The organism is Pseudomonas sp. LBUM1679 (genome assembly GCF_059695565.1).
In genome coordinates, this window is the sequence record NZ_CP166774.1 from 989,996 (window position 1) to 1,004,900 (window position 14,905).

The 14,905-nt window shown below is 60.9% G+C and carries 13 protein-coding genes; 9 read left to right on the top strand and 4 right to left on the bottom strand.

Going from position 1 to position 14,905, the window contains the following annotated elements; all coding sequences use genetic code 11:
* Nucleotides 1–5 precede the first annotated feature (5 nt).
* The 9 genes from murD to lpxC all read left to right on the top strand — a co-directional run bounded on the left by murD (nucleotide 6) and on the right by lpxC (nucleotide 10,506).
* A complete protein-coding gene (gene murD, locus ACA062_RS04515) occupies nucleotides 6–1,352 on the top strand; it encodes a UDP-N-acetylmuramoyl-L-alanine--D-glutamate ligase (RefSeq protein ID WP_497455380.1) in 1,347 nt (448 codons plus the stop codon).
* Entirely contained in the window at nucleotides 1,349–2,566 is a 1,218-nt protein-coding gene (gene ftsW / locus ACA062_RS04520) for a putative lipid II flippase FtsW (RefSeq protein WP_150797360.1), read from the top strand. The genes murD and ftsW overlap by 4 nt, the downstream gene beginning before the upstream one ends.
* Nucleotides 2,556–3,626 carry an undecaprenyldiphospho-muramoylpentapeptide beta-N-acetylglucosaminyltransferase gene (gene murG, locus ACA062_RS04525; protein WP_497455381.1) on the top strand — a complete coding sequence of 357 codons (1,071 nt, stop codon included), beginning with the start codon at nucleotides 2,556–2,558 and terminating at the stop codon, nucleotides 3,624–3,626. Before ftsW ends, murG begins: the two co-directional genes overlap by 11 nt.
* On the top strand, nucleotides 3,619–5,079 hold the full coding sequence (murC, locus tag ACA062_RS04530) for a UDP-N-acetylmuramate--L-alanine ligase (protein ID WP_497455382.1): 1,461 nt from the start codon (nucleotides 3,619–3,621) through the stop codon (nucleotides 5,077–5,079). Before murG ends, murC begins: the two co-directional genes overlap by 8 nt.
* Entirely contained in the window at nucleotides 5,076–6,068 is a 993-nt protein-coding gene (locus ACA062_RS04535) for a D-alanine--D-alanine ligase (RefSeq protein WP_497455383.1), read from the top strand. Before murC ends, ACA062_RS04535 begins: the two co-directional genes overlap by 4 nt.
* Nucleotides 6,069–6,072: 4 nt before the next feature.
* On the top strand, nucleotides 6,073–6,942 hold the full coding sequence (locus ACA062_RS04540; protein ID WP_497455384.1) for a cell division protein FtsQ/DivIB: 870 nt from the start codon (nucleotides 6,073–6,075) through the stop codon (nucleotides 6,940–6,942).
* A 15-nt stretch (nucleotides 6,943–6,957) separates the two neighbouring features.
* Entirely contained in the window at nucleotides 6,958–8,217 is a 1,260-nt protein-coding gene (ftsA, locus tag ACA062_RS04545) for a cell division protein FtsA (RefSeq protein ID WP_128873758.1), read from the top strand.
* Between the two features lie 71 nt (nucleotides 8,218–8,288).
* Complete coding sequence (gene ftsZ / locus ACA062_RS04550; protein ID WP_497455385.1) at nucleotides 8,289–9,482, top strand: cell division protein FtsZ; 1,194 nt, start codon at nucleotides 8,289–8,291, stop codon at nucleotides 9,480–9,482.
* Between the two features lie 112 nt (nucleotides 9,483–9,594).
* Nucleotides 9,595–10,506: a UDP-3-O-acyl-N-acetylglucosamine deacetylase gene (gene lpxC / locus ACA062_RS04555; RefSeq protein WP_497455386.1), complete on the top strand. Its 912-nt coding sequence runs from the start codon at nucleotides 9,595–9,597 to the stop codon at nucleotides 10,504–10,506.
* A gap of 70 nt (nucleotides 10,507–10,576) precedes the next feature.
* On the opposite strand, the gene ACA062_RS04560 is transcribed toward lpxC, so the two are convergent.
* The 4 genes from ACA062_RS04560 to ACA062_RS04575 form a co-directional block, all read right to left on the bottom strand.
* Entirely contained in the window at nucleotides 10,577–12,076 is a 1,500-nt protein-coding gene (locus ACA062_RS04560; RefSeq protein WP_497455387.1) for a sensor domain-containing diguanylate cyclase, read from the bottom strand.
* A gap of 308 nt (nucleotides 12,077–12,384) precedes the next feature.
* Nucleotides 12,385–12,609 carry a hypothetical protein gene (locus tag ACA062_RS04565; RefSeq protein ID WP_497455388.1) on the bottom strand — a complete coding sequence of 75 codons (225 nt, stop codon included), beginning with the start codon at nucleotides 12,607–12,609 and terminating at the stop codon, nucleotides 12,385–12,387.
* 256 nt (nucleotides 12,610–12,865) lie between these two features.
* The gene (locus ACA062_RS04570) at nucleotides 12,866–14,230 is read right to left on the bottom strand and encodes a heavy metal sensor histidine kinase (RefSeq protein ID WP_497455389.1); all 1,365 of its coding nucleotides are present in this window, start codon (nucleotides 14,228–14,230) and stop codon (nucleotides 12,866–12,868) included.
* Nucleotides 14,220–14,897, bottom strand: a complete 678-nt coding sequence (locus ACA062_RS04575; protein ID WP_497455390.1) for a heavy metal response regulator transcription factor — start codon at nucleotides 14,895–14,897, stop codon at nucleotides 14,220–14,222. Before ACA062_RS04575 ends, ACA062_RS04570 begins: the two co-directional genes overlap by 11 nt.
* Nucleotides 14,898–14,905: the final 8 nt, after the last annotated feature.

A 14,905-nucleotide genomic window follows, 5' to 3' on the forward strand; every position in this document is an offset into this window, starting at 1 on the left:
AACGAGTGTCTCTGATCGCTTCTGACCACTTCCGCATCGTTGTCGGCCTCGGCAAGAGCGGCATGTCCCTGGTTCGCTTCCTGGCGAACCGGGGCGTGTCGTTTGCCGTGGCCGATACGCGGGACACTCCACCGGAACTGGCCACGCTCAAGCGTGACTATCCGCACGTGGAAGTGCGTTGTGGCGAGCTGGACGTCGAGTTCCTGTGCCGTGCCGACGAGCTCTACGTGAGCCCCGGCCTGGCGCTGGCGACCCCGGCCCTGCAGGCTGCCGCCGCCCGTGGCGTGAAATTGTCCGGCGACATCGAGCTGTTCGCGCGTAACGCGAAAGCGCCGATTGTCGCCATCAGCGGTTCCAACGCGAAAAGCACTGTCACCACCCTGGTCGGCGAGATGGCGGCTGCGGCGGGCAAGCGTGTCGCTGTCGGGGGCAACCTTGGCACGCCAGCGCTGGACCTGCTCAGCGACGATGTCGAGCTGTACGTGATGGAACTGTCGAGTTTCCAGCTTGAGACCACCGATAATCTCGGCGCTGAAGTGGCGACTGTGCTCAATGTCAGCGAAGACCACATGGACCGCTACAGCGGTCTGCCGGCCTATCACCTGGCCAAGCACCGGATTTTCCGTGGCGCCAGGCAGTTCGTGGTCAACCGTCAGGATGCCCTGAGCCGTCCGTTGATGGGCGAGGGCCAGCCGTGCTGGACCTTCGGCTTGAGCAAGCCCGATTTCAAGGCGTTTGGCATTCGCGAAGAAGATGGCGAGAAGTACCTGGCCTTCGAATTCCAGAACCTGATGCCGGTGCGCGAGTTGAAAATTCGCGGTGCGCATAACCAGTCCAACGCCCTGGCCGCATTGGCGCTGGGCCATGCCGTGGGCCTGCCGTTCGACGCCATGCTGGCAAGCCTGCGCACCTTCGCCGGTCTCGAACATCGCTGCCAATGGGTCCGCGACCTGGATGGCGTGAGCTACTACAACGATTCCAAGGCCACCAACGTCGGGGCCGCACTGGCCGCCATCGAAGGCCTGGGCGCGGACATCGACGGCAAACTCGTGCTGATCGCCGGTGGCGACGGCAAGGGTGCCGAGTTCAAGGACCTGCGCGATCCGGTCGCGGCCAACTGCCGTGCCGTGATTTTGCTGGGCCGTGACGCCGACAGGATCGGTGAGGCCGTTGGCGATGCCGTGCCGCTGATTCGCGTCAGTTCGCTGGACGAAGCCGTCGCGCAATGCCGCGCTATCGCGGAAAAGGGCGACGCGGTGCTGCTGTCGCCGGCCTGCGCCAGTTTCGACATGTTCAAGAACTACGAAGACCGTGGTCACCAGTTCGTCCGCGCCGTGGAGGAACTGGCATGAGCCTGAGAAACATCATCAAGCCGTATCCATCGCCGATCATCACCGGGCGCGGTATCGACCTCGACTTCCCGATGCTCGCCGGTTGCCTGGCGCTGCTCGGCCTGGGGCTGGTCATGATCACTTCCGCGTCGTCGGAAGTGGCCGCCGTGCAATCGGGCAATACCCTGTATCACATGATCCGCCACCTGATTTACCTGGTCCTCGGCCTGGGGGCGTGCGTCGTCACCATGATGATTCCGATTGCCACCTGGCAACGCCTCGGCTGGCTGATGCTGCTCGGTGCCTTCGGTTTGCTGGTGATGGTCATCATCCCGGGGATCGGCCGTGAGGTGAACGGGTCGATGCGCTGGATCGGTTTCAGTTTCTTCAACGTACAGCCATCGGAAATCGCCAAGGTATTTGTCGTCATTTACCTCGCCGGCTACCTCGTGCGTCGCCAGAAAGAAGTGCGCGAAAGCTGGATGGGGTTCTTCAAGCCCTTCATCGTGCTGCTGCCGATGGCCGGTCTGCTGCTGATGGAGCCGGACTTCGGTGCCACGGTGGTCATGATGGGCGCGGCGGCCGCGATGCTGTTCCTCGGCGGGGTCGGGCTGTTCCGCTTCACCTTGATGGTGGCGCTGGCAGTCGGGGCGGTGACCGTCCTGGTGCAGGCGCAACCCTACCGGATGGCTCGTCTGATTACCTTCACCGACCCCTGGGCCGACCAGTTCGGTTCGGGCTACCAGCTGACCCAGGCGCTGATCGCCTTCGGTCGTGGCGAGTGGCTGGGCGTTGGCCTGGGCAATAGCGTGCAGAAGCAGTTCTACCTGCCGGAAGCTCACACTGACTTCGTGTTCTCGGTCCTGGCCGAAGAGCTCGGCATGGTGGGTTCCCTGTGCACCGTCGGCCTGTTCGTGTTCGTGTGTGTGCGCGGCATGTACATCGGCTTGTGGGCTGAGAAAGCCAAGCAGTATTTCGCGGCGTATGTGGCCTACGGCCTGTCGTTCCTGTGGATCGGTCAGTTCCTGATCAACATCGGGGTGAACGTCGGCCTGTTGCCGACCAAGGGCCTGACCCTGCCGTTCCTCAGTTATGGCGGCAGTTCGCTGGTGATCTGCTGTGCCTGTCTCGGCTTGTTGCTGCGCATCGAGTGGGAGAGTCGAACCCACCTGGGCAGTGAAGAGATGGAGTTCCAGGAGAGCGACTTCGCCGAGGAGCCGACCCATGGGCGCTAATGTCCTGATCATGGCGGGCGGCACCGGTGGCCACGTGTTCCCGGCGCTGGCCTGTGCACGCGAGTTCCAGGCCCGGGGTTATACCGTGCATTGGCTCGGGACCCCGCGCGGCATCGAGAATGAACTGGTGCCGATGGCCGGTATCGAGCTGCACCGGATCAACGCCAGTGGCCTGCGCGGCAAGGGCAAGTTGTCTCTGCTCAAGGCCCCGTTCATGGTGCTCAAGTCCATTTGGCAGGCACGGGCGATCATTCGCCAGCTGCAGCCGGTGTGTGTGGTCGGCTTTGGTGGTTTTGTGACCGGTCCTGGCGGCGTCGCGGCCAAACTGGCGGGCGTGCCGGTGATCGTTCACGAGCAGAACGCAGTGGCCGGTACCGCCAATCGGTTGCTGGTGCCGTTGGCCGCCCGGGTCTGTGAAGCGTTCCCCGACACCTTTACCCTGTCGGGCAGCCGTCGGACCACCGGTAACCCTGTGCGCACCGAGCTGTTCCTCGATACACCGCGACCCGCCCTGGCGGGGCGCAAGGCGCGTTTGCTGATCCTGGGCGGAAGCCTGGGGGCGGAACCGTTGAACAAGTTGCTGCCTGAAGCCCTGTCGCAAGTCGCCCCCGACCTGCGTCCGGACGTGTTTCATCAGGCCGGCAAAAACCACGATGAAGTGACCACAGAGCGCTATCGCGCGGCTGGCGTCGAGGCGCAAGTGCAGCCTTTCATCAAAGACATGGCCCAAGCCTATGGCTGGGCCGACCTGGTGGTGTGCCGCGCAGGCGCGCTGACCATCAGTGAACTGGCCGCCGCCGGTCTGCCCTCGATGCTGGTGCCATTGCCCCATGCGATCGACGATCACCAGACCCGCAACGCCGATTATTTGGCCCGTGAAGGCGCTGCCTTCCTGATGCCACAAAGAACGACTGGCGCAGCGGATCTTGCCGCACGCCTGACAGAGGTCCTGATGCAACCACAACGACTCGCCGACATGGCCACCGCCGCCCGCCGCCTGGCCAAACCCGATGCCACCCGTAACGTGGTCGATACCTGCCTGGAGGTGGCCCATGGTTGAGAATCAGAAAGCCATGCCACATCCTGAAATGCGCCGCATCCGTCGCATCCACTTCGTCGGTATTGGCGGCGTGGGCATGTGCGGCATCGCCGAAGTGCTGCTGAACCTGGGCTATCAAGTGTCCGGTTCCGACCTGAAGGCTTCGCCGGTGACCGAGCGTCTCGAGTCCTTCGGCGCGCAGATCTTCATCGGCCACCGTGCCGAGAACGCCGCGAACGCCGATGTACTGGTCACCTCCAGTGCCGTGAACACGTCCAACCCGGAAGTCGCCACGGCCCTGGAACGCCGGATTCCGGTGGTGCCGCGGGCAGAAATGCTCGCCGAGCTGATGCGTTATCGCCACGGCATCGCCGTCGCCGGTACCCACGGCAAAACCACCACCACCAGCCTGATCGCTTCGGTGTTCGCCGCCGGTGGCCTGGACCCGACATTCGTGATCGGTGGCCGTCTGAATGCAGCGGGCACCAATGCCCAGCTCGGCTCCAGTCGCTACCTGATTGCCGAAGCCGATGAAAGCGACGCCAGTTTCCTGCACTTGCAGCCGTTGGTGGCCGTGGTCACCAACATCGACGCCGATCACATGGCGACCTACGACGGTGACTTCAACAAGCTGAAGAAAACCTTCGTCGAGTTCCTGCACAACCTGCCGTTCTACGGTCTGGCGGTGGTGTGCCTGGACGATCCGGTGGTGCGCGAAATCCTGCCATTGGTCAAGCGTCCGACCGTCACCTACGGCTTCGACGATGACGCCGACGTGCGCGCGATCAATGTGCGCCAGCAAGGCATGCAGACCTTCTTCACTGTGCTGCGTCCTGACCGTGAACCGCTGGATGTCTCGGTAAACATGCCGGGCAACCACAACGTGCTCAACTCGCTGGCCACCATCTGCATCGCCACTGACGAGGGCGTCAGCGATGAAGCCATCGTCCAGGGCCTGTCCGGGTTTCAGGGAGTCGGTCGACGCTTCCAGGTCTACGGCGAACTGCCGGTAGAAGGCGGCAGCGTGATGCTGGTCGACGACTACGGTCACCACCCGACCGAAGTGGCCGCGGTCATCAAAGCCGTGCGCGGTGGCTGGCCGGAGCGCCGCCTGGTGATGGTTTACCAGCCGCACCGCTACAGCCGCACCCGCGACCTGTACGACGATTTCGTCAATGTATTGGCCGATGCCAACGTGCTGCTGCTGATGGAAGTCTATCCCGCCGGCGAAGAGCCGATCCCCGGGGCCGACAGCCGCAAGCTGTGCAACAGCATCCGCCAGCGCGGTCAGCTCGACCCGATCTACATCGAACGTGGCGTCGATCTCGCGCCGTTGGTCAAGCCGCTGCTGCGTGCCGGCGACATCCTGCTGTGCCAGGGCGCCGGTGACATCGGTGGTCTCGCACCGAAGCTGTTGAAGAGTCCGTTGTTCGCTGGCGCCGTTGCTGCGCCGAGCGTGGGGAAGTTGAAATGACTGCTGCTTACGCCAACCTCGTCTCCACTATTGCGCCGAAAGACTTCGGCCGCGTCGCCGTGCTCTTCGGCGGCAAGAGTGCCGAGCGTGAGGTCTCCCTGAAGTCGGGCAACGCGGTGCTCGACGCGCTGCTAAGCGCCGGTGTGGATGCGTTTGGTCTCGACGTGGGCGATGACCTTTTGCAGCGTCTGCAGAACGAAAAAATCGATCGCGCCTTCATCATCCTCCACGGTCGTGGCGGTGAAGACGGCAGCATGCAGGGCCTGCTGGAATGCCTGGGTATTCCGTACACCGGCAGCGGCATCCTGGCCTCGGCACTGGCGATGGACAAACTGCGCACCAAACAGGTCTGGCACAGCCTCGGCATTCCGACGCCCCGCCATGCCGTGCTGAGCTGTGAGGCCGATTGTATTTCGGCGGCGACGGAACTGGGCTTCCCTTTGATCGTCAAACCGGCCCATGAAGGTTCAAGTATCGGGATGGCCAAAGTGACCTCCGCGTCTGAATTGATCGACGCGTGGAAAGCGGCCAGTACCTACGATTCGCAAGTGTTGGTCGAGCAATGGATTCAAGGTCCGGAGTTCACCATCGCCACCCTGCGTGACCAGGTGTTGCCACCGATTGCCCTGGGCACGACGCACAGTTTCTACGACTACGACGCCAAGTACGTGGCATCCGATACCCAGTACCGGATCCCCTGCGGCCTGGACAGCAGTAAAGAACAAGAACTCATGGACCTCACGGCCAAAGCCTGTGAGGCGCTGGGTATCGCCGGTTGGGGCAGGGCGGACGTGATGCAGGACGCCGACGGGCAGTTCTGGTTCCTGGAAGTCAACACCGCGCCGGGCATGACCGATCACAGTCTGGTGCCGATGGCGGCCCGTGCCGCCGGCCTGGATTTCCAGCAACTGGTATTGGCGATCCTGGCAGCCAGTGTTGCCGGTAACGCTGCCAGCCACGCTGACAGTAACGAAGAGCCGCGAGGTTAAGACCATGCAAGGCGCACAGCTGAGACATCAGCCCCCCGCACCGACCGGCCGCAAGCCGGTGCCGCGGGGTGCCAGCCGAATGGTGGCCAAAGAGCCGATGTCTGCGCGCCTGCCGAAAGCCAATTTTGCTTTTATCAAAAGCCTGTTCTGGCCAGTGCTGCTGGTCGTGCTGGGTTTTGGCACCTACGAAGGCACGCAGCGTTTGCTGCCGTATGCCGATCGGCCGATCAGCAAAATCGCCGTGCAGGGCGACTTGAGTTACATCAGCCAGCAAGCGGTGCAGCAGCGGATAGCGCCATTCGTGGCGGCGAGCTTCTTCACCATCGACCTGGCGGGCATGCGCACCGAGCTGGAACAGATGCCATGGATTGCCCACGCGGAAGTGCGCAGGGTGTGGCCGGATCAAGTGGTGATCCGCCTGGAAGAGCAACTGCCGGTGGCCCGTTGGGGCGATGAATCGCTGTTGAACAACCAGGGACAGGCGTTCACCCCGCGTGAACTGGCGAACTACGAACACTTGCCACAGCTGTTCGGCCCACAACGGGCTCAACAGAAAGTGATGCAGCAATACCAGGTGCTGAGCCAGATGCTCAGGCCATTGGGCTTCTCGATTGCACGGCTGGAGTTGCGTGATCGAGGCAGCTGGTTCCTGACCACCGGCGCCGGCAGCGCGGGTCCGGGGATTGAACTGCTGCTGGGACGCGGCAACCAGGTGGAAAAGATGCGCCGCTTCATTGCCATCTATGACAAGACGCTCAAAGAACAGATTACGAACATTGCGCGCATCGATCTGCGCTACGCCAACGGCCTCGCTGTTGGCTGGCGGGAACCTGTAGCGCCCACGACGGCCCAACCCGCTGTCGCGAAGAATTAAGAAGAGGCAGGACCCATGGCAAACGTGCAAAGCGGCAAAATGATCGTCGGTCTCGATATCGGCACCTCCAAGGTGGTGGCGCTGGTCGGCGAGGTCTCGGACGACGGCACGCTGGAAATCGTCGGGATCGGTACCCATCCGTCCCGTGGCCTGAAGAAAGGCGTGGTGGTGAACATCGAGTCCACCGTGCAGTCGATCCAGCGCGCGATCGAAGAGGCGCAGCTGATGGCTGGTTGCCGCATTCACTCGGCGTTCGTCGGCGTGGCGGGCAATCACATCCGCAGCCTGAACTCCCACGGCATCGTGGCTATTCGCGATCGCGAAGTCAGCGCCGCCGACCTTGAGCGCGTGCTCGACGCCGCGCAGGCTGTGGCGATCCCGGCTGACCAGCGCGTGCTGCATACCCTGCCGCAGGATTACGTGATCGATAACCAGGAAGGCGTGCGTGAGCCGCTGGGCATGTCCGGCGTACGCCTGGAAGCCAAGGTCCACGTAGTCACCTGTGCCGTCAACGCCGCACAGAACATTGAAAAATGCGTGCGTCGCTGCGGCCTGGAAATCGACGACATCATTCTCGAACAGCTGGCTTCCGCCTATTCGGTCCTGACCGACGACGAGAAAGAGCTGGGCGTGTGCCTGGTGGACATCGGCGGCGGCACCACCGACATCGCAATCTTCACCGAAGGCGCGATCCGTCACACCGCGGTGATCCCGATTGCGGGCGACCAGGTGACCAACGACATTGCCATGGCGTTGCGCACCCCGACCCAGTACGCCGAAGAAATCAAGATTCGCTACGCCTGCGCCCTGGCCAAGCTGGCCGGTGCCGGTGAAACCATCAAGGTGCCAAGTGTCGGCGACCGTCCGCCGCGCGAGCTGTCCCGCCAGGCCCTGGCCGAAGTGGTCGAGCCGCGTTACGACGAGCTGTTCACGCTGATCCAGGCCGAACTGCGTCGCAGCGGCTACGAAGACCTGATCCCGGCCGGCATCGTGCTGACCGGCGGTACCTCGAAAATGGAAGGCGCGGTCGAACTGGCCGAAGAGATCTTCCACATGCCGGTCCGCCTGGGCGTGCCCCATGGCGTCAAGGGCCTGGACGACGTGGTCCGCAACCCGATCTACTCCACCGGCGTCGGCCTGTTGATGTACGGCCTGCAGAAGCAGTCCGACGGGATTTCGTTCTCGGGCATCAGCAGCCGCGACAGTTACAGCAATGAAGAACCGAAAGTCGCCTTGCTCGATCGCTTCAAGAGCTGGGTCCAAGGCAACTTCTAAAGATTTACCGCAGCACCGTTGTAGATACAGGCAGTAGGCGCAAAAACTAGAGAAATGAAAGGAGAGGGAAAATGTTCGAACTCGTAGACAACATCCCCGCAAGCCCGGTTATTAAAGTTATCGGTGTTGGCGGAGGCGGCGGCAACGCCGTCAACCATATGGTCAAGAGCAACATTGAAGGCGTCGAATTCATCTGCGCCAACACTGATGCCCAGGCGCTGAAAAGCATCGGCGCGCGGACCATCCTGCAACTGGGCACCGGCGTGACCAAAGGTCTCGGCGCTGGCGCCAACCCTGAAGTAGGTCGTCAGGCCGCTCTCGAAGACCGTGAGCGCATTGCCGAAGTCCTGCAGGGCACCAACATGGTGTTCATCACCACTGGCATGGGCGGCGGTACCGGTACCGGTGCTGCGCCGATCATTGCTGAAGTGGCCAAGGAAATGGGGATCCTCACCGTTGCGGTGGTGACCCGTCCGTTCCCGTTCGAAGGCCGCAAGCGCATGCAGATCGCCGACGAAGGTATCCGTCTGCTGTCTGAAAGCGTCGACTCGTTGATCACCATTCCCAACGAGAAGCTGCTGACCATCCTCGGCAAGGACGCAAGCCTCCTGTCGGCTTTCGCCAAGGCCGACGATGTACTGGCCGGTGCCGTTCGCGGTATCTCCGACATCATCAAGCGTCCGGGCATGATCAACGTCGACTTCGCCGACGTCCGTACCGTGATGAGCGAAATGGGCATGGCAATGATGGGCACTGGCTGCGCGAGCGGTCCGAACCGTGCACGCGAGGCCACCGAAGCGGCCATTCGCAACCCGTTGCTCGAAGACGTGAACCTGCAAGGTGCACGCGGCATCCTGGTGAACATCACCGCCGGTCCTGACCTGTCCCTGGGTGAGTACTCCGACGTGGGTAGCATCATCGAAGCCTTCGCTTCCGAGCACGCGATGGTCAAGGTCGGTACCGTTATCGATCCGGACATGCGCGACGAGCTGCATGTGACTGTGGTTGCCACAGGTCTGGGCGCGAAAATCGAGAAGGCTGTGAAGCTCATTGATAATACCGTTCATACCTCCATGGCTTCCCAGCCACAACAACAAGCCCCTGCACGCCATGAAGCGCCTGCGGTAAACTACCGTGACCTGGACCGTCCGACCGTCATGCGCAACCAGGCTCAGGCCGGTGCTGCGGCTGCCGCGAAGATGAATCCGCAAGACGACCTGGACTACCTGGACATTCCGGCTTTCCTGCGTCGTCAGGCCGATTGATGGAATGTATCAGGGCTATGAAGGTGATTGGTGTTCAGCAAAGGCGTGGTCTGCTATTATCGCCAGCCTTTGTTGATACCAGTTCGCAATTTGCGCTGAAGCGGCCCAAGCCATGATTAAACAACGCACACTGAAAAATATTATCCGTGCCACAGGTGTAGGCCTGCACTCCGGGGAGAAGGTATACCTGACCCTCAAGCCAGCGCCTGTCGATACCGGCATTGTGTTTTGTCGTGCCGACCTCGACCCTGTGGTGCAGATTCCTGCACGCGCGGAAAACGTTGGTGAAACCACGATGTCGACCACGTTGGTCAGTGGTGACACCAAGGTGGATACGGTAGAGCACTTGCTCTCGGCCATGGCTGGCCTGGGCATCGATAACGCCTACGTCGAGCTCTCCGCGTCCGAAGTTCCGATCATGGATGGTAGCGCTGGACCTTTCGTATTCCTGATTCAGTCGGCGGGCCTGGAAGAACAGGACGCCGCCAAGAAATTCATCCGCATCCTGCGCGAAGTGACAGTGGAAGACGGCGACAAGCGCGCCACTTTCGTCCCTTTCGAAGGCTTCAAGGTGAGTTTCGAGATCGATTTCGATCACCCGGTTTTCCGTGACCGCACCCAAAGTGCAAGCGTGGATTTTTCCAGTACTTCGTTCGTAAAAGAAGTCAGCCGCGCCCGTACCTTTGGTTTCATGAGTGACATCGAGTATCTGCGCAAGCACAACCTCGCACTCGGCGGCAGCGTTGAAAACGCTATTGTGGTCGACGCGGATGGTGTACTGAACGAAGACGGCCTTCGTTATGAAGACGAATTCGTCAAGCACAAGATCCTCGATGCAATTGGTGACCTCTACCTGTTGGGCAATAGCCTGATTGGTGAGTTCAGGGGCTTCAAGTCCGGACATGCTTTGAACAACCAGCTGCTGCGCAAGTTGATTGAGCAGACCGATGCCTGGGAAGTCGTGACTTTCGAAGACGCCAGCACTGCACCGATCTCTTACATGCGCCCAGTTGCGGCCGTGTAAGCAAAAAACCTCTCTAGTTTTTCAAGGCTGCCTTCGGGCGGCCTTTTTTTATACCCAGCGAATGAAAAGATCAAAAGATCGCAGCGACAACCCGATTACGCCCACTTTCCTTCGCCTGATACAACGCCTTGTCCGCGGCAAACAGCAATTGCTCCAGGCTGATGTCGCTCTTTGTGGTCCAGGTGCTGATCCCGATACTGACAGTCATCGGCGACTCTGCATCCGTCGTCAACGGCAACTGCTCGACCGCTGAACGGATATGTTCGGCAATCCGCTGCGCACCCTGGCTGTCGGTTTCGGCAAGAATCACCGAAAACTCCTCGCCGCCATAACGGGCAACCAGATCCGCCGGCCGTCGGACATGGGCGCTGATCACCCGGGCCACCGTGCGCAGCGCATCATCGCCAGCCTGATGCCCATGGCGATCGTTGAACGCCTTGAAGTGGTCGGCATCGATCATCAGCAGCGATAGCGGCATGCCCGAGCGTTGGGCACGAAACCATTCATGGCGCAGGACCTGATCCAGGGTTCGGCGGTTGGCCAGACCGGTCAACGAATCCGTGGCGGCCAGTTGCGCCAGTTCCTGCTCGGCGTTATGCCGCAGGCGCAATTCCCGGCTGAACAACCAGGTCAACCAGAGCAGGCTCGCGCACAGGGCCAGGGTCGCCAGGCTGACCACCAGCGCCGTGCGCTTCCACGACGCATAGACTTCGTCGCTGGACAGGGCAACGATGACGATCAACGGCAAGTCGCCCACCTTGGAGAACGTGTACAGGCGTTCATCCTGGTAGAGGCTTGAAGTGCCGGTGAAGCTGCCGTTGCCTTCTTTGACGATGCGCTGGAAGTTCGGACGGTTGCTGAAGTCCTTGCCGATCAGCTCCTCGGTCGGACGCGGTTGCAGGGCCAGGAGGATCCCGTCCTTGCTGATCAGGGTGATGGTGCTGTCCCGACCTATGTTCAAACTGTTGAACAACTGATCAAAGTAGTTCAAACGCATGGCGGCTTCGGCCACCCCCAGGAATTCGCCTTGGGCGCCGTTGATCCGGCGGCTGAAACTGATACGCCAGTCTTGTCCTGCCTCTGCGGACCTGAACGGGCGGCTGATGAACATGCCCGGGGTCCGATCATTCACATGGGACTGGAAATATTCACGGTCGGCAAAGTTGCCCTTTCTGGGTTGCACCGAGGCCGAGTCGGCCATCACGTCGCCCTGGTTGTCGAGCAACAAAATGTCGCCTTTATAGGGCGCAGCCGTGGCGCGGTCGAACAAGGCCAGGTGACGGATAAGCGGGGAGACGGATTTGAGGTCTTCACGCTGCGAGGCGGCGATCAAACCGAGCAATGACAGATCATAGAGTTGTATGTTGCGCAGGACGTCGGCGTCGATCAACTGCACGATATTGGACGCAGCGCGAGTGGCGGACAACTCGGCGTTGGCGCGTTCACGGATCAGCAGGAAGGCGACAATGCTCAGTATTGCAATCACCAGCAGTAAACTGCCGAGAGTCAGAATCCGTTCCGGTCGCGTCGAACGGATCGAGTGGTGAGGTATCGCATGGCGCACACTCATGGTTCTGACTTCTACTGATAAGGCGATAAGAGACTTCTGGTGCAAGCGCCGGGGCAGAGCGCCGGACACCGATTGCGTTTACAGCGCCTGTATAAATCCCAAGCAAAAAAAAGGCCAGCAAAACATGCTGGCCTTTTTTGTAGCGGGTGTCAGAAAAAGGTAAACGGGTCGTCGATGATCGCTCGGTTATCGTTACGGCAATTGCAACGAACCGGCGAAAAAAAGCCGCTGATAGCAGCGGCTTGAAGACAACTTTCAACGGAAAGAGCCGATGAAAGTGTCGAGGGAAACAGAGTGATGTCTAACAGTCAGCTGTCTTTCTCGAGTCCTGTCTGGGCCCGGCTGGTCGACGCCTGAGGGGTTTGCGCGGCATCCTGAGCCTTGGCCGTCATTTCGCTCTGATACTCTTCGAACGCAGCAGCTCGTGCGGTGTTGTGCGCGGCGAAAGTCTGCGACTCTTCAGCCATGGCGACCGGAGACAGGAACAACGAGGACAAAACGAAAGCGCTGGCAATACCCATGGTGTTGGACATCTTTAAAACCTTCTTGCTTGGCAAGTGCTGTTTGGTACGGCAAAGATAAGGGGCATTGAGGCGGGGAAAAAGAGCGGATTCATGAAAGGACTGTTGCGCTTAAGGCAACAGTGCTGAATTGAAGTGACCGCATTCTGTGGCGAGGGGGCTTGCCCCCGTTGGAGTGCGAAGCGCTCCCTTGCGATGTATCTGACCGGACCCATTGGGGCTGCTTCGCAGCCCAACGGGGGCAAGCCCCCTCGCCACAAGGGAGCGGTCAGACCGGCAGGTGGATACCGAAGGTATTCATGCCGTGATCACTGCGCACAAACACATCCCCGCCATGCATCAGTGCAATCGCCTTGACGATCGCCAGGCCCAGGCCGTGGTTGTTGCCACTGTTGCTGCGCGACGCATCGACCCGATAGAAGCGCTCGAACAGTCGCGGCAGATGCTCGCGGGCAATCGGCGATCCCGGGTTCGCGACACCGATGCTGACCTGATGCTCCTCGACCTCGATCCGCACCTGAATCACTTGCCCGGGTCCGGTGTGTTGCACGGCATTGCTCAGCAAGTTGATCAACGCCCGACGCAGATGAGCGATTTCGATCCGCACCTGGGCATCGCCACTGACCTGCACCTGGACCTGGGCGTCTTCGAGGATGAAATCCAGGTATTCCAGGGTCGTTGCCACTTCATCCGCGAGGGAGGTGGACGTCAGTTTGGTGGCCTTGCTGCCCTGGTCGGCACTGGCGAGAAACAGCATGTCATTGATGATCGAACGCAGCCGTTCCAGCTCTTCGAGGTTCGATTGCAGCACTTCGAAGTAGTGTTCGGCTGAACGGCCACGGGTCAGTGCCACCTGAGTCTGGCCGATCAGATTGGTCAGTGGCGAGCGCAGTTCATGGGCAACGTCGGCGTTGAATGATTCGAGGCGCGAGTAGGCCTGTTCGACGCGTTCCAGCGTGGAGTTGAACGAGTTGACGAACTGATTGAGTTCCGGCGGCAGTGAGGCCAGTCGCAACCGCCCGGAACGCAATGGCGGGGCCAGGCGCTGGGCTTCCTGAGACAGCTTGATCAATGGCTTGAGGCCGATCCTTGCCACCCAATAGCCGAGTGCCGAGGCCAGTAATACCCCGATGATCGCCAGGCTGATCAAGGCGATCAACAAATGGTGCTGAGTCTGGAAAAACGTTTCGGTGTCGATGCCGATCATGAAACGCAGCGGCGGTCGCTGGTCCTTGGCGGGAAACTGGCTGAGCAGCACCTTCAATGGATAAGGCTGATCCGGCAGTTTCAGGTCTCGCATGCCCAGCGGCCCCTGGGCAAAGGCGCGAATCTGCGGCGTCAGGTTGCCGTATTCGTAATGCGGGTCGCCGCTGATGATCCAGAAACTGATGCGCTTGTCTTCTTCACCCAGCAGCTTGAGCTTGTTGTTGATCTTCACCCAATGCTCCGGCGTGCCGTAACGGCCGACGGTGGATTCGAGCACGCTGTAGCGCGCATCCAGCTCGGCTTCGGGCAACAAACCCAGGCCTTTGTCGACTTGCTGATAGAGCGCCCAGCCGATCAACAGGAACACCAGCAGCGCGACCAGGGTGAACATCCCGCTCAAGCGCAGAGCAATCGAGTTACTGGACACCACGGCTCTCCAGCACATAACCCATGCCGCGGATGGTGTGCAGCAATTTCTCTTCGAACGGCCCGTCGAGCTTGGCCCGCAGGCGTTTGATCGCGACTTCGACGACGTTGGCGTCGCTGTCGAAATTGATGTCCCAGACCATTTCGGCAATGGCGGTTTTCGATAGGATTTCACCTTGTCGACGGGCCAGCACGCTCAGCAGCGAGAATTCCTTGGCGGTCAGGTCCAGGCGAGTACCGGCGCGGGTGGCTTTGCGGCTGATCAAATCGATCCACAGGTCGGCGATGCTCACCTGCACCGGTTCATGGCCGCCACTGCGGCGCGTCAACGCCTGTAGCCGTGCCACCAATTCGAGGAAGGAAAACGGTTTGCCAAGGTAATCATCGGCACCATCGCGCAGGCCTCTGATGCGATCTTCCACACGCTCACGGGCAGTGAGCATGATCACCGGGGTTTGCTTGCGCGCACGCAACGCGCGCAGTACGCCGAAGCCGTCCAGGCCCGGCAGCATGACGTCGAGGACGATCACCGCGTAGTCGCTTTCCAGTGCCAGGTGCAAGCCGCCGACTCCGTCGCGCGCCAGGTCCACGGTGTAACCCTGCTCCGTCAGGCCGCGATGCAAATAGTCCGCGGTTTTTTCCTCGTCTTCGATAATCAGAACGCGCATGACCCCGC